This window comes from Rhodococcus ruber (assembly GCF_027270735.1).
Lineage (GTDB): Bacteria > Actinomycetota > Actinomycetes > Mycobacteriales > Mycobacteriaceae > Rhodococcoides > Rhodococcoides rubrum_A.
Map to the genome: position 1 here is coordinate 246,318 of NZ_JAPWIJ010000008.1, position 20,561 is coordinate 266,878.

Below are 20,561 nucleotides of genomic sequence, written 5' to 3' on the forward strand. Positions count from 1 at the left end.
GCGGCGCATGCCTCACCACGTCAGGACGGTGTCGTCCTCGAACACCAGTCCGGTGGGTCCGTCGACGTCGAGGGTGGCGAGTCGAATCGCCACGGCCGCACCCTCGTCCGGCGATCGCGTTCCGCGGAATCCGTTGAAGTCGGTGGCGACGTGCCCGGGGGCTGCTCCGTTGACCTTGATCGGGGTATCGGCAAGGTCTCGCGCGTAGTGAACGGTGAGGGCGTTCAGCGCGGTCTTCGAGCTCGAATACGCCATCGACGGCGTGCCCACCCATGCACCGTCCTCGCCGATGGAACCGCGTTTGCTGGTGACGTTGACGATCCGACCGGCCGGTGACTTTCTCAGTAGCGGTAGGAATGCGTTGGTCACATCGACGACGGCAAAGACGTTGACTGCGTACATCTTTCGAAGATCCGACGAGTTCTCCTCGATCGGTCGGTGATAGCCGACGTTGACGCCGGCGTTGTTGATCAGAGCGTCGAGGTGGCCCACCTCGGTGTCGATGTGTCGGGTGGCCTCGTCGATGTCGTCGGTCGAGGTGACGTCCAGCCGAATCGCGCGTATGTCTCCGTCGATCCCGGTGGCCGCGGTGACGCCCGCGGCAAGATCTCGAGAGCCCAAATAGACGACAAAGCCCTGGGCGGCGAGGCCGCGGACGATGGCAAGGCCGATTCCTCTGTTGGCACCCGTGACGAGAGCGCATTGTGTTGTCATGTCAACACAATGCACCTGTTTGTGTTGTCATGTCAACAGGCGGGTGGATAGGCTGGCGCAATGACGCTGTTGAACGAATCCGAGATGGCCCTGTGGCACTCATGGAAACGCGCGCAGGAGAGCGTGTGGACCCGCGTCACCGCGGAGATCGCCGAGCAGACGGGCTTGTCGGACCAGGACTTCGCGGTTCTGACCCGAGTGCACGAGATAGGGCAGGGGGTGCTGCGGCAGAGCGCCTTGGCGGCGTTGCTCGAGTGGCATCGCAGTCGGCTGTCGCACCATCTGACCCGAATGGCCGACCGCGAACTCATCACTCGACGTCCGGTGGACGGGGGAGTGGAGGTAGTTCTCACCGAGGTGGGGCGCGACGCCGTCGTGCGCGCACGGCCCGTTCACGCGGAGGCGGTCAGACGGTATCTGCTCGATGCGATCCCGGCTTCCGAGCGAGTGGTGTTCGAGCGCATCCTTGCCGGCCTCACGCTTTCAGCAGGCGACCGCTGATCACTGTTGCCAGGCCGCGCGGGGCGAGGCGTACGCTGCCCGCGCTGATCTTGTTGGACAGACCGGACACGACACTGGCCGGAGTGCGACGAGAGTCCAACGCGCGCAATGCCGTCGAGACCACCTGCTCGGACGTCTGAAAATTGCCGACGGCGGCGTCTTTCGATCCCACGACGTCGAAGAACTCGGTGCGCGTCGGACCGGGGGAGAGTGCGAGTACTTTCAGAGACGAGGTGCGGTACTCGAACGCCAGAGCTTCGGTGAAGTTCAAGACGAACGCTTTTGTCGCCCCGTACACGGCCATGTTCGGCGTCGGTTGATACGCAGCGGTACTCGCCACGTTGATCAGCGCGCCGGTCAGGTTCGGCAGGAATGCGTGTGTGAGGTCGACCAGCGCACTGACGTTGAGGGCGATCTCTGCGGCGACGCGCTCCGGATCCTCGTCGGCGAACCGGCCGTGCGTTCCGAAGCCTGCGTTGTTGACCAGAGAAGTGGGGGTGATCCCTTTCTCGGCCAACGTGGTTCGCAGTGCCGCGCCGACTCCAGGTACGCCCAGGTCCATCGCCACGACGGTGGCAGCGACGCCGTGGTTGGCCTCGATGCGGCGACCGAGCGCCTCGAGTCGATCGGCCCGCCGGGCCACGAGGACGACGTTCTCGCCGCGTGCGGCGAATCGGGTGGCGAATTCCTCGCCGAGGCCTGAGCTTGCTCCGGTGATGAGCACTGTGGAAGTCATGAACGCAAATGTAGGCAGTGTCATCATTGTTGTCAATGCCAACATCCCCTAGGGTGAGTGCATGGCAACGCGGCGCTACCACCATGGTGATTTGCGGGCGGTACTGCTCGACGCGGCGGAACGGAGCATTGCGCAGGGTGGAGTCGACGCACTCTCGCTGCGGCAGCTGGCCAGAGATGTCGGAGTCAGCCATGCCGCCCCGGCTCGCCATTTCCGAGACAAACAGGCATTGCTGGATGCGCTGGCACTGCATGGGTTTCACGAGATGAACCGCCGGATGGCCGCCGCCGCGACCGGACCCGGTGAGCTGATGTCACGATTTCGTGGCGTCGCACGTGCGTACCTCGGATTCGCCGTCGAGCATCCCGAACTACTGGACGTCATGTACAGCACAAAACATCATCCCGATGCCAGCGAAGATCTGAAAGCTGCTGCGGGCCAGAGTATGACGTCAACCGAGTCGTTGCTGAAGGACGCCATCGACGCCGGCATGATCACCGAGGCGCCCACCGAGATACTCGCCCGCGTGGCATTCGCGAGTGTGCACGGCCTCGCGGTGCTCGCCACCGGTGATCTCCTCGACGGCGTTCCCGTCGAGGACCTGCTGGATGCAACCGTCGACACCCTGATGCGCGGGTTCACCTGATCTGGTCCCTCCGCAGGCTCCACTCCTGGCTAGGTTGAGGGGCATGACCGAATACGACCTGCAACGCTTCGTGGACGCCCAGGACCCCGTCTGGAATGCAGTGACGAAGGAGCTGAAGGCGGGACTCAAGCAGACGCACTGGATGTGGTTCGTGTTCCCGCAGTTGGCAGGGCTGGGCCGCAGTGCAACTGCTCAGCACTTCGGCATCGCCGACCTGACCGAGGCAGAACTGTATTTGTCGCACGAGGTGCTGGGGCCGCGCCTGAACAAGGCAGCTCGGCTGACCGTTGCAATAGAGGGCCGGACGGTCGACGAGATCTTCGGATATCCGGACAATCTGAAACTGCACTCGTCCATGACGCTTTTCGCCGAAGCTACCAAGGGCTCGTCCGTTTTCGACGAAGTGTTGCAAAAGTATTTCGACGGTGAATCCGATGGCGGAACACTCGACTTGCTCGACGAGCGATACCGCTAGCATCGCACCCATGACGACTCCACTCGCCGGATCCATTGCCTTCGTTCACGCCAGCTGGCACCTGGACATCGTCGACCGTGCGCGAGTGGGTTTCGCAGCCGAACTCGAGCGGCTCGGTCATGCGGGGACGGCCATCGACGTCTTCGAGGTCCCGGGAGCATTCGAGATCCCGCTGCACGCCCAGCGGCTGGCCAAGACCGGGAAGTACTCGGCGATCGTTGCCGCCGCATTGGTGGTGGACGGCGGGATCTATCGACACGACTTCGTCGAGACCGCGGTCATCGACGGTCTCATGCGGGTGCAGCTGGATACCGACGTCCCGGTGTTCTCGGTGGTGCTCACTCCCCACCATTTCCACGAGCACGCCGACCACAAGGCCTTCTTCACAGCGCATCTCGAAACCAAGGGTGCCGAGGCGGCGCGAGCTGTCGTCAAAACTCTGGCGTCGCTGGGAACCATCGGCTGACGCTGGGGCTGACGTCGTGGCCGATTCTGTGCGCGGGCCCGATTGCCACGCTGGGCCTGAGCTTCACGAAGCACTCGCGGAACTCGAACGGCGAGAACCGATCTTCCATCGCCGCGAGTACGGCACCACGCGGGAAGACTTCGAGCGCCTCACCGATCCAAGTTTCTGGGAGATCGGAGCTTCGGGCCGGCTCTACAGTCGCGAACACGTTTGGTCGGTCCTCGAAGATCGATACTCGTCCGATTCCGGCGGTCGGCTCGACGGTGATTGGGAAACCAGCGGGTTCGAAGTCCGGGAAATTGCCCCGGCCACCTACCTGCTGACCTACACGCTGCGGCTCGACGGCAGGCATACCCGCAGAACTACGCTGTGGCAGCAACGGGATAGTGACTGGAAAATCCTCTATCACCAAGGAACTGTGATTGCAGATCAAGAATCGTGAAGTGTGACGGAGGCGCGACCTGTATCACGAGCTACCGACAGGTTGCGTTTCGTGAATAGTGAAGCAGGGCAATAGTTTTCGATTCGACTATCATTGCCAGTCGAACGCACGTTCGATACACTTGACCCCATGACCACCGCGATCTGGCAACTGAGCGAGGCAGAACTCCTCGCCGACGCCACCGCGGTCTCACATCAGATCCAACTCCTCGAAGCCCGCCGGATCGCGCTCGTCGCCGAGATCGATACTCGCGTCTCCCGCGAGAAGCTCGGCTTCCCCGGACCTGCTGGGTGGCTCACCTCCACCACCCTGCTCTCCCCGGGCAAAGCCACCAAGATCGTCGCCCTCGCCCGCGGACTGAAGAACTTCCCCGACATCGCCGACGCCGTCAACACCGGCAGCATCTCCGTCGACCATGCCGCCCTGATCCTCACCTTCGCCGAAACCCCACCGAAGAACCTTCCCCCGGAAGGCCAGGACGTCGCCAGAGCAGCATTGCTGACCGCCGCCACCGGACCCGACGCCCGCACCGGCCCACTGCGTGCAGCGATCACCCGCCTCCACGACACCTACGGCGGCAAGACACCGCCCGCCGAGGACACGGACCGCAACGAACTCTTCGCCTCCACCACCCTCAACGGACGTCTGGTGGCGAAGATGGATTTCGATGCGATCACCGGCGAAAAGCTGCTCACCGCACTCTCACCGTTGACCGAACCCCGCCCCGCCGCCGACGGCACCCCCGACGAACGCAGCCCCGCGAGGCGAAGAGCCGACGCCTTCGGACACATCCTCGACCGCTACCTCGCCTCCAGTGACCGCCCCACCGAAGGCGGAGAAAAACCGCACGTCAACCTGCACATCACCCTCCGCGACCTCACAAACCTGCGCCGCACCATGAACGCCGACAGCGACAGCAACACCGACTCGAACTACGAGAACGGCAGTACCGCAACCGAATCCGACTGCGGCAATGGTTGCGACACTGCTACCGGACCTACCGCCGATCGTGGCGCGTATCGGGATCTATTCGGTGACGGCACCACCGTCGGGTGGCTACCGTGGATGGGGCCACTCTCCCGTGAGACGTCTCGGCAACTGGCGTGCGACTGCATTCTCACCGCGATCGTCATGGACGAACACGGTTCCCCGATCAACCTCGCTCGCACCGCCCGCACCGTCACCGCGAAACAGAAACGCGCGTTGACAGCCCGCGACCACGGGTGCGCGTTCCCCGGCTGCGGCAAACCCGCCGCCTGGACCGAAGGCCACCACATCTGGCACTGGACCGACGGTGGCCCCACAGACATGAACAACCTGGTTCTGCTGTGCGGATTCCACCACCGACTCATCCACCACAGTGACTGGGAAGTGTTCATCGCCGCAGACAACCACCCGTGGTTCGTACCACCCGCCACCGTCGACCCGTATCGAGAACCCCGACAATCCCACGCCCGAGCCGGCCCCCACATCGCGTAAGCCCATGCAAACAATCCAGCCCCGCACCGAGAACACGGTGCGGGGCTGGAAGAGGTTGGCCGTAAATCTATTTCGAGAACATAGCTCTCAGTCGTTGGCGTGCAACACCGCGTTGAGTTCGACTCCCGTGCCCTTCCACGGCACCACCTCGACCGCGCCCGAAAGCGAGTTGCGACGGAACAGCAGGTTGGACTTTCCGGTCAGCGTCGCCGCCTTCACCACAGTTCCATCCGGTCCGCTGACCTTCGTTCCCGCGGTGATGTACAGCCCCGCCTCGACGACGCAATCGTCACCGAGAGAGATACCGAGTCCGGAGTTGGCGCCGAGCAGGCAGCTCTTCCCGACGGAGATGACGTTCTTGCCACCGCCGGAGAGTGTGCCCATGATCGACGCGCCGCCGCCGACGTCGGAACCGTCGCCCACCACGACGCCTGCCGAGATGCGCCCCTCGACCATCGAGTTGCCGAGCGTGCCTGCGTTGAAGTTGACGAAGCCCTCGTGCATGACCGTCGTTCCACTGGCCAGATGGGCACCGAGGCGTACACGGTCGGCGTCGGCGATGCGAACTCCGGAGGGAACGACGTAGTCGACCAGACGCGGAAACTTGTCGACGCCGTAGACCGTCACGTGCCCGCGGGCGCGAAGCTTCGCGCGCACCGTCTCGAAGCCGTCGACCGCCGCGGGGCCGAAGTTGGTCCACACGACGTTGGCGAGCAGGCCGAACACTCCGTCGAGGTTTTGCCCGTGCGGCTGAACCAGCCGGTGCGAGAGCAGATGCAGTCGCAGATACGCATCGTGCGCGTCGATCGGCGCGTCGTCGAGGGAGGCGATGCTGGTGCGAACCGCAACGACCTCGACCCCGCGCGCGTCGTCCGGTCCGACGAGAGACGCGAACTCCTCGGGGATGTCGGATCCCTCGAGTCGAGTGGTGCCGGTCTCGAAGCCCGACCCGAGCTCAGGGCTCGGAAACCAGGTGTCGAGAACGACACCTGTCGTCGTGATGTTGGCAATACCTACTGCTGATGCTCCCTGTGCGCTCACGGCAGGAAGAATACGCGGTGGGCTTCGCGCGCGGGTTCACCCGTCATCGCGGGTACGCGGGCTGTTTCCGGAATCCGATCCCGATGCCGCGTCGGTTCGTTACCGATTCGACTGTCGAGTGTGATCGCATCGGGATGCAGGTGGACGGGTAGAGGGCGGGGGAGCTGACAGAGTTTCACCGATGACCACCCGCATCGGCTCGCGCAGCCGAGGAGCCGCCACGGTGGTGGCGGACGGCGTCTCGTTCACCGGATTGGTGACGACGCTGGCCACGACGATCGTCCTCGGAGTCGCCCTGGGTTTGGTTGTCGCGGGCGCGTGGTAGACATGCGCATCGGCTGACAGGGGGTCGCCGAGTCTGGGGGGACGTCATGGGTTCGAGCAAGTCCACACGTACGCGTTCGGCAGTAACAGCGATCGCTGCTGCGCTCATCGGCGTGAGCAGTGCCGTCATCGGTTCCGGCACTGCCGTTGCCGATCCCACCTGCGCCGGAGCCGGCGGTCCGTCGGCCGTGGTCGCGCGAATCCCCGGAGCAGCCCTCGAAGGCCTGGCCGTCGACGCGTCGGGCCGCGCCTACGTCACCGACATCGTCTCCGGTCGGGTGTTCCGAATCGACGCGCCGGGCCGGCCCGCGTACCCCATCGCGAAGGTTCCGAGCGGCGGCGGCGGAGCCCTGGCCTGGATGCCCGACGGCACACTCCTGGTCGGCTACGGAGCCGACCCTCGTGTTTTCGTCGGCGACCTCGTCAAGGCGGCCGGCATCGTTCGACTCGACGTGAACACGCTTGCCGTCACCCCGTTTGCGACCGGTCTCAGTGCCGCCAACGGGCTTGCTGTCGCTGCCGACGGAACTGTGTACGCCACCAACGACTTCGGCTCGCTCATCGGTCGGATCGGTCCCGACGGTTCCGTCGACCCGGACTGGGCTCGCTTTCCGAGCGCCAACGGCGCTGTTCTCGACGCGGCCGATCAGTTTCTGTACGTATCGCGAACATTCGTGAACCCAGGGGTCAGCCGAATTCCGATCGCCAACCCGTCGGCACCGGAAAGCTTGCTCGACCTGTCGGGACTGGGCTCCTTCGGAGCCCCGGACGGCCTGACCCTCGATGCCGCCGGACACCCTGTGGTACCGCTCAATGCCGGCGGATCCGTCGTCCGCATCGATGCGCCGGGGGCCACCTGCGTTATCGGCACCGGTACCCGGTTGACGAGTGTTGTCGCCTACGGTCGCTCCGAACAGGGTTTTTCGAGCGGCCGATTGTTCGGCGCAGGCTTCGACGGCGTGGTCCGCGAGATTCCAGGACCCAAAGCCTAGGGTTGTCGGCGTGACGCTCGAACTACATGCCGACCCGATTGATCTGACCGCTGCACTGGTGGATATCCCCAGTGTCAGTGAGGACGAATCGCGCATCGCCGACGAGGTGGAGCAGGCGCTCCGCGAGCAGACCACGGGCTTCGAGATCATCCGGAGCGGTAACGCCGTTCTGGCCAGAACCAACCGCGGGCTCGGATCGCGGGTGATGCTGGCCGGCCATCTCGACACGGTTCCCATCGCCGACAACGTGCCGTCGAGGCGGGAACACGACAGTGCCGAGGGCGACATCCTGCATGGGTGCGGAACCGTCGACATGAAGTCGGGAGACGCCGTCTTTCTTCATCTCGCCGCGACGGTCGACAACCCCGCGCACGATCTGACTCTGGTGTTCTACGACTGCGAGGAGATCGCGGCCTCGCGAAACGGACTCGGCCGCATCGAACGGGAACTGCCCGAGTGGCTCGAAGCCGATGTCGCCATTCTCGGCGAACCGTCCGGCGGTTTCATCGAGGCCGGGTGCCAAGGGACGCTGCGGGTTCGGCTGACGGCATCGGGAACGCGGGCACACAGTGCCCGTTCCTGGCTGGGAGACAACGCAATTCACAAATTCGGTGCCGTACTCAACCGGCTCGCTGCCTACCGAGCTCGCACCGTCGATATCGACGGCTGTGTGTATCGCGAAGGGTTGCAAGCAGTTCGGATCTCCGGCGGGGTTGCGGGAAACGTCGTTCCCGACGCCGCCGAACTCGACGTGAATTTTCGGTTCGCACCGGATCGCAGTGTCACCGAGGCCGTCGAGCACGTTCGTGAAGTGGTCGAAGGGCTCGATCTCGGCTTCGAGGTCACCGATTCGTCGCCGGGTGCCCTCCCCGGTCTGAACCAGCCTGCGGCGGCTGCGCTGATCGAGGCCGCGGGCGGGCAGTTTCGGGCGAAATACGGCTGGACCGACGTATCTCGGTTCTCGGCCCTCGGCATCCCGGCGGTCAATTACGGGCCCGGCGATCCCAATCTCGCCCACAAGCGGGACGAACGCGTGCCCGTCGAGCAGATCAGCCATGTCACACAGGTTCTCCGGAGCTACCTCTCTGCCGGATAGCCTGAACGGCATGAACAGCGTCGAGGGACACAGCAGTTCCGAGGGACACAGCAGTTTCGAGGGACACAGCAGCGAGAAGCCGGCCAGACACAAGGGATCCGTCGTACTGCGGCGTGGCCGAAACACCGAGACGTCCACCTCGGATCAGCGCCTGCTCGACCAGCGAGGCTCGGGAAACTGGATTCACTCCGATACCTGGCGCGTGCTGCGCATCCAGAGCGAGTTCGTCGAGGGATTCGGCGCGCTCGCCGAGGTACCGAAAGCTGTGACGGTGTTCGGGTCGGCCCGCACGCCCGTCGACCATCCCGAGTACGCCCGAGCCCGGCAGCTCGGAGCCGCCCTCGCCGAGGAGGGCTTCGCCGTCATCACCGGCGGCGGTCCGGGCGTGATGGAGGGTGCCAATCGCGGTGCGAGCGAGGCCGACGGCTACTCGATCGGACTGGGCATCGAATTGCCGTTCGAGCAAGGACTCAACGAGTGGGTCGATCTGGGCGTCAACTTTCGATACTTCTTCGTTCGCAAGACCATGTTCGTCAAGTACTCCCAGGCGTTCGTCTGCCTGCCCGGCGGCTTCGGTACCCTCGACGAACTGTTCGAGGCGTTGACCCTGGTGCAAACAGCCAAGGTCACGAAGTTCCCGATCGTGTTGTTGGGCAAAGACTTCTGGTCGGGACTGCTCGATTGGATCAAGACGACTCTCGTGAAAGAAGGCAAGGTGTCCGAGAAGGACCTCGACCTCATCCACTGCACCGACAGCGTCGACGAGGCCGTGCGCATCGTCCGCGAGGCCCAGCAGTGAGCGAGCGTGCATCGACCGAACGCGCGCTCAGTGTCTGCGTCTATTGCGCGTCGGGTCCCGTCGACTCCTCGTTCATCGAACTCGCTCGCGACGTCGGAACCGAGATAGGCCGACGTGGATGGCAACTCGTCTCGGGCGGTGGCAACGTCTCGATGATGGGTGCGGTGGCCGCGGCGACGCGAGCGGCAGGCGGGAACACCGTCGGCGTCATTCCGAAGGCGCTCGTACACCGTGAGGTCGCCGACGTCGACGCGGACGAGCTGATCGTCACGGACACGATGCGTGAGCGCAAGAAGATCATGGAGGACCGCGCCGACGCGTTCATCACGCTGCCCGGCGGTATCGGCACACTCGAGGAACTGTTCGAGACGTGGACTGCGGGCTACCTGGGCATGCACAGCAAACCGATGGTGATGCTCGACCCGTTCGGACATTTCGACGGAATGATGCAGTGGATCGACGGTCTCCGGTCGGGCGGGTTCGTGCAACAGCGAGCCCTCGACGCACTGGTCAGGACGACGACCGTCGATTCGGCATTGGATGCGTGCGCATCGTTGTGAAAGGTCACGAACCGTGCCCGCGGAGTGAGCTGCTCAAAGTTGTTACTCTCAAGTAGGGTAAGAAATCTCACACTGTCTTCGAAGGGGAGTTCATGGCTGTCGATGCCCGTCAGAAAATTGGAGTGACCGACCTCGCGGTCGCGTTGCCGAAAATGGTGACGGAGGTGCCGAGCCTGCTCAAGGGCCTGGCGGGATTCACCCGCAAGCCCGATCACAAGGTGTCGATCGGCCTCATCTTTCAGGAGGCCGCTGCCAAGAACAGCAGCCGCCCGTTCGTACGGTTCGAGGGTGAGTCGACCTCGTACAAGGACGCCAACAAGCTGGTCAACCAGTATGCAGCTGTGTTCGCCGACCACGGTGTCGAGCGCGGTGACGTCGTCGGCGTACTGAGCAAGAACCGTCCGGAGGCTTTGTTCGCCGCGCTTGCTGCCGTCAAGCTCGGTGCCACGGCGGGCATGCTGAACTACAACCAGCGCGGCGATGTGCTCGAGCACAGCCTCGGGATTCTCGACGCGAAAGTCCTGGTCCTGGACGAGAACGCGCAGGAAGCTCTCGATTCGCTCGACGGGGAGCCGAAGGTGGGAGCGGTGCTGCCGCTGAAGAAGCTGTCCGAGCTCGCCGCAGCGGCGTCCACGGCCAACCCGAAGGTCACCGCGGAGATCCAGGCCAAGGAGAAGGCGTTCTACATCTTCACCTCGGGCACCACCGGCATGCCGAAGGCCAGCCTGATGAGCCATTTCCGCTGGCTCAAGTCGATGTCGGGTCTGGGCAACATGGGTGTCCGGCTGCGCAGCAACGACGTCATCTACTGCTGCCTGCCGCTCTACCACAACAACGCACTGACGGTGACGCTGTCTTCGGTGCTCGCCGGCGGAGCGACGATGGCCATCGGCAAGCAGTTCTCGGTGAGCAATTTCTGGGACGACATCCGGGTCAACAAGGCGACCGCCTTCACCTACATCGGCGAACTGTGCCGCTACCTTCTGACGCAGCCGAAGAAGAGTTCGGATCGCGACAACTCGGTGAAGTTGATCGTCGGCAACGGCCTGCGTCCGGAAATCTGGGAGGAGTTCACCGAGCGATTCGGTATCTCCCGGGTCGCCGAGTTCTACGGTGCGAGCGAGTGCAACATCGCGTTCATCAACGCTTTGAACATGAAGAAGACCGCAGGCATCTGCCCACTTCCGTACGCCGTCGTGCAATACGACGAGGAATCCGGCAAGGCCAAGCGCGGTCAGGACGGCAAGCTTCGCAAGGTCGGCAACGGCGAGATCGGACTGCTGCTGTCCAAGATCACCGACCGAGCACCGTTCGACGGATACTCCGACGACAAGGCCACCGAGAAGAAGATGGTGCGCGACGGCTTCAAGGACGGTGACGCCTGGTTCGACACCGGCGACCTGGTCCGCAAGCAGGGCTGGATGCATGTCGCGTTCGTGGACCGCCTCGGTGACACCTTCCGCTGGAAGGGCGAGAACGTGGCGACCACCCAGGTCGAGGGTGCCCTCGGCGGGCACTCCTCGGTCGACGGTGCCGTCGTGTACGGCGTCGATATCGACGGAACCGACGGCAAGGCCGGAATGGCGGCGGTCACGTTGCGCGAAGGCGAGACCTTCGACGGCAAATCGGTCGCCGAGCACCTCTACGACAAGCTGCCGAGCTACGCGGTGCCGCTGTTCGTCCGCGTCGTGGACAGCCTGGAGCAGACGTCGACGTTCAAGAGCCAGAAAGTGGCCCTGCGCAAGCTCGGGTACGAGGAAGACAGTGCCAGCGATCTGTACGTGCTGCGCGGTAAGTCCGGTGGCTACGAAAAGGCGTACGACGGATACGTCGACGAGGTGGCCGCAGGTAAGGCCCCCAAAGGCTGAGCACTCGAAAGATGCGCGCGTGTCACTATTGATTTCATGAGCACCCTCTGCGGCAAACCCGTCGCCGACGACCGCGCATTGGTGATGGCGATCGTCAATCGCACCCCCGATTCGTTCTACGACGGGGGTGCGAATTTCACCGACGATGCAGCTATGGCTTCGGTGCACCGGGCCGTGGCCGAGGGTGCCGACATGGTCGACATCGGCGGGGTGAAGGCCGGTCCGGGCGACACCGTCGACGCCGACGAGGAGATCCGGCGTGTCGTTCCGTTCGTCGAGGCCATCCGCGGTGCCTATCCCGAGCTGCTGATCAGTGTCGACACCTGGCGCAGCGAAGTCGCCAGATTGGCCTGCGGAGTGGGCGCGGATCTGATCAACGACACCTGGGCCGGGGCAGACCCCGAGTTGGTGCGTGTCGCGGCCGCCGAGGGTGTCGGCATCGTCTGTTCGCACACAGGTGGAGCTGTGCCGCGTACGCGTCCGTATCGGGTTCGGTACGCCGATGTGGTGGCGGACGTGATCGCGGAAGTCACCGCAGCCGCCGAGAATGCTGTCGCCGAGGGGGTGAAGAAGGATTCGATATTGATCGATCCGACGCACGATTTCGGGAAAAACACCTATCACGGGCTCGAGTTGTTGCGGCGCGTGGACGATCTTGTAAACACCGGGTGGCCTGTGCTCATGGCGCTGAGCAACAAGGACTTCGTAGGCGAGACTCTAGGGGTAGAGCTCGTCGACCGGTTGGAGGGAACATTGGCAGCGACAGCATTGGCCGCAGCAGGCGGAGCCCGAATGTTCCGGGTGCACGAGGTTGCGTCGACCAGAAGAGTCGTAGACATGGTGGCAGCGATCCAGGGGCTCCGAACCCCGGCGCGGACGGTCAGGGGTCTGGCATGACACTCGCAGATCGAACGGACGTGACCATGGCGTGGTCCGAGACCAACAGCTGGGACGTACCCGACTGGACCATCGCCGAACTGGAAGCCGCGAAGGCGGGCCGGACGGTGTCGGTGGTACTTCCGGCATTGAACGAGGAACAGACCGTTGCCGCGGTCATCGACACTATTCATCCCCTGCTCGGGGGACTCGTCGACGAGCTGATCGTGTTGGACTCCGGTTCGACCGACGAAACAGCCGTCCGCGCGACGGCGGCAGGCGCGCGAGTCATCAGCCGCGAAGAAGCGGTCCCCGGGATCGACCCGGTGCCCGGCAAGGGCGAGGTGCTGTGGCGATCGGTCGCCGCGTCGACCGGTGATCTCATCGCCTTCGTCGACTCCGATCTGATCAATCCCGATCCGGCTTTCGTACCGAAATTGCTCGGACCTCTGCTGATGGGCGACGGTATCCACCTCGTCAAGGGCTACTACCGCCGTCCGCTGCGGGTCAGCGGCACCGAGGATGCCAACGGCGGTGGACGTGTCACCGAGCTGGTGGCCAGGCCACTGCTCGCTGCACTGCGACCGGAGTTGACGGGCGTCATTCAGCCGCTCGGCGGGGAATACGCGGGCACTCGCGAGCTGCTGTCCGCGGTGCCGTTCGCGCCCGGCTACGGAGTGGAGATCGGGCTGTTGCTCGATACGTACGACAGGCTCGGTCTGCAGGCCATCGGTCAGGTGAATCTCGGTGTGCGCAAGCACCGCAACCGTCCGCTGGTAGAACTCGGAGCGATGAGTCGGCAGATCGTGGGAACGATGCTCAACCGGTGCGGCATGGTCGATTCCGGTGCCGGGCTGATGCAGTTCCGGGTCGACGGTGATTCCTTCGAGCCGTTCTCCACCGAAGTGTCGCTGATGGATCGACCGGCGATGAACTCACTGAAGTAGTCGTGTCGGGCGAGCGTGACAAGATCGTGGCATGTTGACGCTGCTGATCTACGTCGTCGTCATTGCCGTCGTCGCTGCTGCATTGTTCTTCGTGGCGTCGACGGTGTTCGGTCGCGGTGAGGAACTGGGCCCACTGCCCGAGGGAACCACCGCGACCGTGCTGCCCGCGGAGGGCGTCACCGGTGCCGACGTGCGCTCGCTGAAGTTCCAGCAGACCCTGCGGGGGTACAAGCCCAGTGAGGTCGCTTGGGCTCTCGAACGGCTCGGCGGAGAAATCGACATGCTTCGGTCGCGGCTGTCCGCAGCCGAGGCCGACGCACAGTTGGGGTTCAGGCCCTCTGTCGACCACGAGCCGGGCACGATCGAACCGGGCGAGCGGTGAGTGCTGTCGCCGGACCGGACGGCAGGCTGCGCTGCCCGTGGGGTGCCACCGACGACGAGCTGTATCGCGACTACCACGACACAGAGTGGGGACAGCCTCTGCACGGGCGCAACGAACTGTACGAACGGCTGTGTCTCGAGGCGTTCCAGTCCGGTCTGGCGTGGATCACGATCCTGCGCAAGCGCGATAGTTTCCGGAGCGCGTTCGCCGGTTTCGACCCGGAACGTGTAGCCCGATTCGGCACCGCCGATGTCGAACGGTTGATGAACGATGCGTCGATCGTGCGCAATCGGCTCAAGATCGACGCTGCGGTGAACAATGCTCGGGTCATTGTCGATTTGAACGACACCGACCTCGACACTCTGCTCTGGTCCTTTGCGCCCGAGCCCAGACCCGGGCGGCTGACGGAGTCCTCCGACGTGCCTGCCTCGACCTCCGAGTCGAAGGCTCTGGCCAAGGAGCTAAAGCGTCGGGGACTGCGGTTCGTCGGTCCGACAACGGCCTACGCCTTGATGCAGGCCACCGGAATGGTCGACGATCACCTGTCGGGGTGTTGTGTGCAGGTCACGAATACCGACTCCGATTCCCGGTATCGAGGTCGATAGGGAAGAATAGGACTCAACACCCGTCGCCCCGCGACGAAATATATCTTTTAGGCCGAGGCGCCGTGCTGATGGGCGCAGATCTGGAGGGAGCAGAGGATGGCGGCGATGAAGCCCCGGACCGGGGACGGTCCCCTCGAAGCAACCAAAGAGGGACGAGGAATCGTCATGCGTGTCCCGCTCGAGGGGGGCGGCCGGTTGGTCGTCGAATTGACCCCCGACGAGGCCGCGGCACTCGGAGACGAATTGAAGGGTGTCACCGGCTGATAGTCACGTCGATCGCTCGTCGCTCAGCCCCGCTCGCCGTACCGGCAAGCGGGGCTTTGTGTTGTGTCGACGAGTGTTGTGTCGGCGAGTGTCCGTTCCGGTGTGAGAGAGGTGCTCGATGCTGACCGATGTCGTCGATCTGCTGCTGTGTCCGCAATGCCGGGCCCGCGACGTCGAATCCGGCATGGACTTCGGCGACACCGATCGGACACTGTTGTGCGATCGAGGGCATTCGTTCGACGTAGCTCGTCAGGGCTACGTCAGTTTGTCGACCGGAGACGGCGGCAAGTTCCCCGGTGACTCGGCGGAGATGATCGCCGCTCGCGAGACGTTCCTGGGCAAGGGCCACTTCGACTCGATTGCGGCAGCGGTCTCGGCTGCCGTTCCGTCGCACAGTGAGGTGGTGCTCGACGTCGGCGTCGGTACCGGTCACTATCTCGCGGCTGTGCTCGACGACCGTCCCGAGGCCCGGGGCATAGGCGTCGACGTCTCGAAGTTCGCTGCGCGCCGTGCAGCGCGATCACACGTTCGTCTGGGGTCTGTGGTCGCGGACATCTGGAGTGGACTACCGGTGCGGACGGCGAGCGCGTCCGCAGTGACGTGTGTGTTCGCTCCACGCAACGCCGCCGAGTTCAGCAGAGTCCTCGTCGCCGATGGCGTGCTGGTGGTCGTGACACCCACGGCGCGGCATCAGCACGAGTTGCGGGGCCCGCTCGGCCTCATCGGCGTCGAGGAGAACAAGACTCGCAGGCTCGGCGAATCGCTGTCCGGCCTGTTCGAGCCGGTGGCGGAGTCTCCGCTCGAGTACTCGATGATGCTCTCGCACCAGGACATCGAGACATTGATCGGAATGGGCCCGTCGGCGCGGCACGGTGACCCCGAATCGCGGTCCGCAGCGCTGGCGCAGCTACCGGACGGCGTCGAGGTCACCGCGTCGGTGACCGTGTCGACCTATCGCCGGCGCGCCAACGCTGCCTCGTAGACGGCGAGGGTCTGCTGTGCGATCGACGCCCACGAGAACTCGGCGACGGCGCGCTCGCGTCCTGCTTTGCCCATTGCCGTCGCGAGTGTGGGGTCGAGGGCCACTGCGTTGACGGTGTCGGCCAGGTTTCGCTCGAATGCGTCGGGTTCGTAGGAGTTGTAGTGCACCAGGCGTCCGGTGCGGCCGTCGTCGACCACCTCGGGGATACCGCCGACGTCCGATGCCACGACTGCGGTTTCGCAGGCCATTGCTTCGAGATTGACGATGCCGAGCGGCTCGTACACCGACGGGCATACGAATACTGCTGCTGCAGTAAGTATTTCGCGGATCTTGTCGGTGGGAAGCATGTCCTTGACCCAGAACACGCCGCCGCGCTGTTCGGCGAGCAGTGCCACCGCGCGCTCGGTTTCCGCAGCGATCTCCGGGGTATCGGGCGCGCCTGCGCACAGGACGAGCTGGATGGACGGATCGAAGTGGTGGGCGGCTGCGATCAGGTGCCCGACGCCCTTCTGCCGGGTGATGCGCCCGACGAAGGCGACGATCGGCTTGCTTCGATCCACGCCGATCTCGTCCAGAGTCGAGGTGCCGTGGTCTGCAAACCAGCGCTCGGTGTCGATTCCGTTGCGCACCACGTGAACCCGGCTCTTGTCGAGTCTCGGATAGGCGTCGAGCACATCTTTGGCCATGCCCTCGCTGACGGCAATGACGGCGTCGGCGTATTCGACGGCGTTGCGCTCGGACCATGACGATATGCGGTATCCGCCGCCGAGTTGTTCGGCCTTCCACGGCCGGCGCGGTTCGAGCGAGTGGGCGGTGAGGATGTGGGGAACGTCGTACAGTTCGGCTGCGAGGTGGCCCGCGAGCCCGGTGTACCAGGTGTGTGAATGCACCACGTCTGCGCTCGAGGCCGCGTTCGCCATTCGCAGCTCGGCCGACAACGTCGTCAACGCAGCGTTGGCTCCGGCGAGAGCGGGATCCGGGTCGTGCACCTGCGCAGTGTCGCGTGGCGCGCCCATACAGTGGATGTCCACGTCGCACAGCGACTTCAGCTGCGCGGACAACTCGGTGACATGAACTCCAGCGCCACCGTAGATCTCCGGGGGATATTCCTTGGTCATCATTGCTACGCGCACGTGAACGAACCTACATTCCCCAGCAGTTGTGCGTGTACTGCTCGCAAGGTTCTCTCGGTGCGGATAGGTTGAGTGGGTGAGGACACAACCGCACGTACTAGGGATCGTGCTTGCCGGCGGTGAGGGTAAACGTCTTTACCCGATGACCGCCGACCGAGCCAAGCCGGCCGTTCCCTTCGGGGGCGCCTACCGACTCATCGACTTCGTGCTGAGCAATCTCGTCAACGCCGGTTACCTCCGGCTCTGCGTGCTCACCCAGTACAAGTCCCATTCACTGGACCGCCACATCTCGCAGACGTGGCGGCTGTCCGGGTTCGCCGGGGAGTACATCACCCCGGTGCCGGCGCAGCAGCGTCTCGGGCCCCGGTGGTACACCGGCAGCGCGGACGCCATCTTCCAGTCACTGAACTTGGTGTACGACGAGGACCCCGAATACATCATGGTGTTCGGTGCCGACCACATCTATCGGATGGACCCCGAGCAGATGGTGCAGCAGCACATCGACTCCGGTGCAGGCGTCACCGTCGCCGGTATCCGGGTGCCGCGCAGCGAGGCATTCGCCTTCGGGTGCATCGACTCCGACTCCGATGGCAAGATCACGCAGTTTCTCGAGAAGCCTGCGCAGCCGCCGGGAACTCCGGACGACCCCGACGTCACGTACGCCTCCATGGGCAACTACGTGTTCACCACCAAGGTGCTCGTCGACGCCATCAAGGCCGACTCCGAGAACACCGACTCCGACCACGACATGGGCGGCGACATCATTCCGGCGCTCGTCGAAGCGGGCGTCGCGTCGGTCTACGACTTCAACGACAACGTCGTGCCCGGTGCCACCGAACGCGATCGTGGGTACTGGCGAGACGTGGGCACCATCGACGCCTTCTACGACGCCCACATGGACCTGGTGTCGGTGCACCCCATCTTCAATCTGTACAACCGCCGCTGGCCCATCCGTGGATCGGCCGAGAACCTGCCACCCGCGAAATTCGTTCAGGGCGGCTTGGCTCAGGAGTCGGTGGTCGGTGCCGGCTGCATCCTGTCGGCCGCCACCGTCCGCAATTCGGTGCTCAGCTCCAACGTCATGATCGACAGTGGCGCGACCGTCGAGGGCAGTGTCCTGATGCCGGGCGTCAAGATCGGTAAGGGTGCCGTCGTGCGGCACGCGATCCTGGACAAGAACGTCGTCGTGGGTGACGGCGAGATCATCGGCGTGGACCACGAGCGCGATCGTGAACGTTTCAACGTCAGTGCCGGGGGAGTGGTCTCGGTCGGTAAGGGCGTCTGGATCTGAGTGCCTGCGGCATGTGGTGCGGTTTAAGTGCCGCAGAGGGCACCTAACCGCACCACTGCGCGGAGCGCACTCACGCTCTCGACGCGCAGATCAAACCGTCGCCGAGGGGCAGCAGCACCGTCGTGAGTCGTTCGTCCTCGGCGATCGCCCGCGCTGCGGATCGAACGGCCACTGCGGTGGCGTCGCGCTGAGTGGGATCGGCGACTCGACCACCGAGCAACGCGTTGTGCAGCACCAGCACTCCGCCGGGGCGGAGCAGTCGAACGCTCTCGGCGACGAAGTGTGGATGGTCGGCGGGACTGGCGTCGATGAACACCAGATCGTAGGTGTCGTCGGCCAATCGCGGGAGCACGTCCAGTGCCCAGCCGTTGATCAACCGGGTGCGTGAGGGTGCAATTCCTCCGGCGCGGAACGCTTCTCGGGCCGCACGCTGGTGCTCCGGCTCGGTATCGATCGTGGTGAGAACGCCGTCCGCACGCATCCCGTCGAGCAGCCACAGGCCGCTGATTCCTGCGCCGGTTCCGATTTCGACGACAGTCTTGGCCCCGAGCATCTGGGTGAAGATACTCAGAATCGCCCCGACCGACGGCGGGACCGGAGCGGCACCGAGGTCGATGGCGCGCTCTCTGGCTGCGATGAGAACCTCGTCCTCCTGAGCGGAGTCTTCGGCGTAGGCGAGCATCTTCTCGGCGTTGGTCGGCACGCCCCGAGGTTATCGTGCCGGAGGCTCGATCTCACGCACACATTCTCAGGTGCGCCTCAGCTGATTCATACCGGACCCACACGCGGGTCGGTCAGGCTATGGAGGAATCGAAGGTCCGTCTCGATTGCGAAGTGTGAGCTGGAACATCCGAGGGTAGTCGTCGGTTGAGTCAGAAGGACGTACGCAGTCCTGAGCAGGAGGATCCAGCTATTTACAAGATCAACGGCGATCGCGACACCGCGCGTCTACCCGAGTCCGTACCCGCGCCCGAGGACCTCAGCGGAACCGCAGTGTTCGATGCGACCGGCGAGGACTCCACCATGCCGTCATGGGACGAGTTGGTGCGCGAGCACGGCGACCGCGTCTACCGACTCGCATACCGCCTGTCCGGCAACGCTCAGGATGCCGAAGACCTGACTCAGGACACGTTCATCCGGGTGTTCCGCTCCCTGTCCAACTACCAGCCCGGCACCTTCGAGGGATGGCTGCACCGCATCACCACGAACCTGTTCCTGGACATGGTCCGTCGCCGTAGCCGCATCCGTATGGAGGCGCTGCCCGAGGACTACGACCGCGTCCCCTCCGACCGGCCCAACCCCGAGCAGATCTACCACGACGCGCGGCTCGACCCCGACCTGCAGTCTGCCCTCGATTCGCTGGCACCGGAGTTCCGCGCCGCAATCGTGCTGTGCGACATCGAAGGACTGTCGTACGAAGAGATCGGCGCGACACTGGGCGTCAAGCTCGGAACGGTCCGCAGTCGCATTCACCGTGGACGCCAGGCGCTACGCGAGTACCTTCGAGTGCACGGGAAGGTCGACTCCGGTCACGCAAGTGTCCACTAGCTACGAGGAGGGTTGGATGACGCAGGCGCGCAAGCCCCGGCAGTTCAGCTCCACCGAACATCTGGCCAGTGAGGCCGTTGCGGCGTACGTCGACGGCGAATTGCGGATGCCCGCATACCTTCGTGCTGCCCACCACCTCGCCGAATGCCCGGAATGCGCTGCCGAGGTCGAGGCACAGCAGCAGGCGCGCAAAGCGTTGCGCGGGGCGGGCGAGATGTCGATGCCGCACTCGCTGCTCGGCCTACTCAGTCAGATACCGTCCTGCGCGGGCGAGGATCGGCCGGCCCACACCAAGCGAACCTTCATGTCGTCCGTCGCTGCTGTGCGTCGCCGCCGACGCTGACCACACCGAGATCTGCCCGACGACTACTCACCTGCATCGAGCCGAGCCGAC

26 protein-coding genes are annotated in these 20,561 nt (G+C 64.4%); 21 read left to right on the forward strand and 5 right to left on the reverse strand.

Translation table 11 applies throughout. The features are described from left to right. Window positions 1-12: 12 nt before the first annotated feature. Window positions 13-714: an SDR family oxidoreductase gene (locus O4220_RS19875; protein WP_269607194.1), complete on the reverse strand. Its 702-nt coding sequence runs from the start codon at window positions 712-714 to the stop codon at window positions 13-15. Between the two features lie 60 nt (window positions 715-774). On the opposite strand from O4220_RS19875, the gene O4220_RS19880 reads away from it, so the two are divergent. Next, window positions 775-1,215 carry a MarR family winged helix-turn-helix transcriptional regulator gene (locus tag O4220_RS19880; RefSeq protein WP_269607195.1) on the forward strand — a complete coding sequence of 147 codons (441 nt, stop codon included), beginning with the start codon at window positions 775-777 and terminating at the stop codon, window positions 1,213-1,215. Here the strand turns inward: O4220_RS19880 and O4220_RS19885 are convergent. Beyond that, window positions 1,190-1,951, reverse strand: coding sequence for an SDR family NAD(P)-dependent oxidoreductase (locus tag O4220_RS19885; RefSeq protein WP_269607196.1), 762 nt, complete (start codon window positions 1,949-1,951; stop codon window positions 1,190-1,192). The two genes, O4220_RS19880 and O4220_RS19885, sit on opposite strands and share 26 nt — an antisense overlap. Window positions 1,952-2,012: 61 nt before the next feature. On the opposite strand from O4220_RS19885, the gene O4220_RS19890 reads away from it, so the two are divergent. The 5 genes from O4220_RS19890 (at window position 2,013) to O4220_RS19910 (ending at window position 5,459) form a co-directional block, all read left to right on the forward strand. Further along, window positions 2,013-2,597: a TetR/AcrR family transcriptional regulator gene (locus O4220_RS19890; protein WP_269607197.1), complete on the forward strand. Its 585-nt coding sequence runs from the start codon at window positions 2,013-2,015 to the stop codon at window positions 2,595-2,597. Between the two features lie 43 nt (window positions 2,598-2,640). Beyond that, a complete protein-coding gene (locus O4220_RS19895) occupies window positions 2,641-3,072 on the forward strand; it encodes a DUF1810 domain-containing protein (RefSeq protein ID WP_269607198.1) in 432 nt (143 codons plus the stop codon). A 10-nt stretch (window positions 3,073-3,082) separates the two neighbouring features. Continuing rightward, window positions 3,083-3,538, forward strand: a complete 456-nt coding sequence (locus tag O4220_RS19900) for a 6,7-dimethyl-8-ribityllumazine synthase (RefSeq protein WP_269607199.1) — start codon at window positions 3,083-3,085, stop codon at window positions 3,536-3,538. Beyond that, the gene (locus O4220_RS19905) at window positions 3,480-3,980 is read left to right on the forward strand and encodes a DUF4440 domain-containing protein (protein WP_269607200.1); all 501 of its coding nucleotides are present in this window, start codon (window positions 3,480-3,482) and stop codon (window positions 3,978-3,980) included. The genes O4220_RS19900 and O4220_RS19905 overlap by 59 nt, the downstream gene beginning before the upstream one ends. 129 nt (window positions 3,981-4,109) lie before the next feature. Next, on the forward strand, window positions 4,110-5,459 hold the full coding sequence (locus tag O4220_RS19910; protein ID WP_269607201.1) for an HNH endonuclease signature motif containing protein: 1,350 nt from the start codon (window positions 4,110-4,112) through the stop codon (window positions 5,457-5,459). Window positions 5,460-5,546: 87 nt separating this feature from the next. On the opposite strand, the gene dapD is transcribed toward O4220_RS19910, so the two are convergent. Continuing rightward, window positions 5,547-6,500: a 2,3,4,5-tetrahydropyridine-2,6-dicarboxylate N-succinyltransferase gene (dapD, locus tag O4220_RS19915; RefSeq protein ID WP_269607203.1), complete on the reverse strand. Its 954-nt coding sequence runs from the start codon at window positions 6,498-6,500 to the stop codon at window positions 5,547-5,549. A 181-nt stretch (window positions 6,501-6,681) separates the two neighbouring features. Between dapD and O4220_RS19920 the strand changes: the two genes are divergently transcribed. The 12 genes from O4220_RS19920 to O4220_RS19975 all read left to right on the forward strand — a co-directional run bounded on the left by O4220_RS19920 (window position 6,682) and on the right by O4220_RS19975 (window position 16,195). Further along, a complete protein-coding gene (locus tag O4220_RS19920; RefSeq protein WP_155290847.1) occupies window positions 6,682-6,825 on the forward strand; it encodes a hypothetical protein in 144 nt (47 codons plus the stop codon). A 46-nt stretch (window positions 6,826-6,871) separates the two neighbouring features. Further along, window positions 6,872-7,816, forward strand: a complete 945-nt coding sequence (locus O4220_RS19925; RefSeq protein ID WP_269607204.1) for an SMP-30/gluconolactonase/LRE family protein — start codon at window positions 6,872-6,874, stop codon at window positions 7,814-7,816. Between the two features lie 10 nt (window positions 7,817-7,826). After that, window positions 7,827-8,912 carry a succinyl-diaminopimelate desuccinylase gene (gene dapE / locus O4220_RS19930; RefSeq protein ID WP_269607205.1) on the forward strand — a complete coding sequence of 362 codons (1,086 nt, stop codon included), beginning with the start codon at window positions 7,827-7,829 and terminating at the stop codon, window positions 8,910-8,912. A gap of 10 nt (window positions 8,913-8,922) precedes the next feature. Beyond that, window positions 8,923-9,711 (forward strand): TIGR00730 family Rossman fold protein, encoded by a 789-nt coding sequence (locus O4220_RS19935; RefSeq protein WP_269607206.1) that lies wholly within the window; start codon window positions 8,923-8,925, stop codon window positions 9,709-9,711. Next, entirely contained in the window at window positions 9,708-10,271 is a 564-nt protein-coding gene (locus O4220_RS19940) for a TIGR00730 family Rossman fold protein (protein ID WP_269607207.1), read from the forward strand. The genes O4220_RS19935 and O4220_RS19940 overlap by 4 nt, the downstream gene beginning before the upstream one ends. A 92-nt stretch (window positions 10,272-10,363) precedes the next feature. Then, complete coding sequence (locus O4220_RS19945) at window positions 10,364-12,139, forward strand: long-chain-acyl-CoA synthetase (protein WP_269607209.1); 1,776 nt, start codon at window positions 10,364-10,366, stop codon at window positions 12,137-12,139. Between the two features lie 36 nt (window positions 12,140-12,175). Then, on the forward strand, window positions 12,176-13,036 hold the full coding sequence (folP, locus tag O4220_RS19950) for a dihydropteroate synthase (protein ID WP_269607210.1): 861 nt from the start codon (window positions 12,176-12,178) through the stop codon (window positions 13,034-13,036). Then, entirely contained in the window at window positions 13,033-13,962 is a 930-nt protein-coding gene (locus tag O4220_RS19955) for a glucosyl-3-phosphoglycerate synthase (protein ID WP_032375932.1), read from the forward strand. Before folP ends, O4220_RS19955 begins: the two co-directional genes overlap by 4 nt. Before the next feature lie 31 nt (window positions 13,963-13,993). Beyond that, window positions 13,994-14,344, forward strand: coding sequence for a DivIVA domain-containing protein (locus tag O4220_RS19960; RefSeq protein WP_269607211.1), 351 nt, complete (start codon window positions 13,994-13,996; stop codon window positions 14,342-14,344). Further along, window positions 14,341-14,949: a DNA-3-methyladenine glycosylase I gene (locus O4220_RS19965; RefSeq protein ID WP_420030435.1), complete on the forward strand. Its 609-nt coding sequence runs from the start codon at window positions 14,341-14,343 to the stop codon at window positions 14,947-14,949. The genes O4220_RS19960 and O4220_RS19965 overlap by 4 nt, the downstream gene beginning before the upstream one ends. Before the next feature lie 96 nt (window positions 14,950-15,045). Continuing rightward, complete coding sequence (locus O4220_RS19970) at window positions 15,046-15,213, forward strand: DUF3117 domain-containing protein (protein WP_008714277.1); 168 nt, start codon at window positions 15,046-15,048, stop codon at window positions 15,211-15,213. A 118-nt stretch (window positions 15,214-15,331) separates the two neighbouring features. Next, window positions 15,332-16,195: a methyltransferase domain-containing protein gene (locus O4220_RS19975; protein WP_269607212.1), complete on the forward strand. Its 864-nt coding sequence runs from the start codon at window positions 15,332-15,334 to the stop codon at window positions 16,193-16,195. On the opposite strand, the gene glgA is transcribed toward O4220_RS19975, so the two are convergent. Then, window positions 16,165-17,328 carry a glycogen synthase gene (gene glgA, locus O4220_RS19980; protein WP_269607213.1) on the reverse strand — a complete coding sequence of 388 codons (1,164 nt, stop codon included), beginning with the start codon at window positions 17,326-17,328 and terminating at the stop codon, window positions 16,165-16,167. The genes O4220_RS19975 and glgA overlap by 31 nt on opposite strands. Before the next feature lie 76 nt (window positions 17,329-17,404). Here glgA and glgC point away from each other — a divergent pair, with 76 nt between their 5' ends. Continuing rightward, complete coding sequence (gene glgC, locus O4220_RS19985) at window positions 17,405-18,619, forward strand: glucose-1-phosphate adenylyltransferase (protein ID WP_032403021.1); 1,215 nt, start codon at window positions 17,405-17,407, stop codon at window positions 18,617-18,619. Between the two features lie 70 nt (window positions 18,620-18,689). Here the strand turns inward: glgC and O4220_RS19990 are convergent, their stop codons facing one another. Continuing rightward, complete coding sequence (locus tag O4220_RS19990; protein ID WP_032375949.1) at window positions 18,690-19,301, reverse strand: O-methyltransferase; 612 nt, start codon at window positions 19,299-19,301, stop codon at window positions 18,690-18,692. Window positions 19,302-19,540: 239 nt separating this feature from the next. On the opposite strand from O4220_RS19990, the gene sigE reads away from it, so the two are divergent. Together sigE and O4220_RS20000 are read left to right on the forward strand one after the other, a co-directional pair. Next, window positions 19,541-20,167: an RNA polymerase sigma factor SigE gene (sigE, locus tag O4220_RS19995; protein ID WP_052058682.1), complete on the forward strand. Its 627-nt coding sequence runs from the start codon at window positions 19,541-19,543 to the stop codon at window positions 20,165-20,167. 16 nt (window positions 20,168-20,183) lie between these two features. Then, window positions 20,184-20,510 (forward strand): zf-HC2 domain-containing protein, encoded by a 327-nt coding sequence (locus O4220_RS20000; RefSeq protein ID WP_032375948.1) that lies wholly within the window; start codon window positions 20,184-20,186, stop codon window positions 20,508-20,510. The last annotated feature ends 51 nt before the right edge of the window (window positions 20,511-20,561 follow it).

Bases quoted from the DNA above. Each gene is read 5' to 3' on its own strand.
- O4220_RS19990 (WP_032375949.1), bottom strand. From the start codon at position 19,301: ATGCTCGCCTACGCCGAAGACTCCGCTCAGGAGGACGAGGTTCTCATC.
- O4220_RS20000 (WP_032375948.1), top strand. From the start codon at position 20,184: ATGACGCAGGCGCGCAAGCCCCGGCAGTTCAGCTCCACCGAACATCTG.
- O4220_RS19935 (WP_269607206.1), top strand. From the start codon at position 8,923: ATGAACAGCGTCGAGGGACACAGCAGTTCCGAGGGACACAGCAGTTTC.
- folP (WP_269607210.1), top strand. From the start codon at position 12,176: ATGAGCACCCTCTGCGGCAAACCCGTCGCCGACGACCGCGCATTGGTG.
- O4220_RS19920 (WP_155290847.1), top strand. From the start codon at position 6,682: ATGACCACCCGCATCGGCTCGCGCAGCCGAGGAGCCGCCACGGTGGTG.
- O4220_RS19960 (WP_269607211.1), top strand. From the start codon at position 13,994: ATGTTGACGCTGCTGATCTACGTCGTCGTCATTGCCGTCGTCGCTGCT.
- O4220_RS19925 (WP_269607204.1), top strand. From the start codon at position 6,872: ATGGGTTCGAGCAAGTCCACACGTACGCGTTCGGCAGTAACAGCGATC.
- O4220_RS19970 (WP_008714277.1), top strand. From the start codon at position 15,046: ATGGCGGCGATGAAGCCCCGGACCGGGGACGGTCCCCTCGAAGCAACC.
- O4220_RS19910 (WP_269607201.1), top strand. From the start codon at position 4,110: ATGACCACCGCGATCTGGCAACTGAGCGAGGCAGAACTCCTCGCCGAC.
- O4220_RS19880 (WP_269607195.1), top strand. From the start codon at position 775: ATGACGCTGTTGAACGAATCCGAGATGGCCCTGTGGCACTCATGGAAA.
- O4220_RS19945 (WP_269607209.1), top strand. From the start codon at position 10,364: ATGGCTGTCGATGCCCGTCAGAAAATTGGAGTGACCGACCTCGCGGTC.
- O4220_RS19890 (WP_269607197.1), top strand. From the start codon at position 2,013: ATGGCAACGCGGCGCTACCACCATGGTGATTTGCGGGCGGTACTGCTC.
- O4220_RS19900 (WP_269607199.1), top strand. From the start codon at position 3,083: ATGACGACTCCACTCGCCGGATCCATTGCCTTCGTTCACGCCAGCTGG.
- O4220_RS19895 (WP_269607198.1), top strand. From the start codon at position 2,641: ATGACCGAATACGACCTGCAACGCTTCGTGGACGCCCAGGACCCCGTC.
- O4220_RS19975 (WP_269607212.1), top strand. From the start codon at position 15,332: ATGCTGACCGATGTCGTCGATCTGCTGCTGTGTCCGCAATGCCGGGCC.
- O4220_RS19885 (WP_269607196.1), bottom strand. From the start codon at position 1,951: ATGACTTCCACAGTGCTCATCACCGGAGCAAGCTCAGGCCTCGGCGAG.
- O4220_RS19875 (WP_269607194.1), bottom strand. From the start codon at position 714: ATGACAACACAATGCGCTCTCGTCACGGGTGCCAACAGAGGAATCGGC.
- O4220_RS19955 (WP_032375932.1), top strand. From the start codon at position 13,033: ATGACACTCGCAGATCGAACGGACGTGACCATGGCGTGGTCCGAGACC.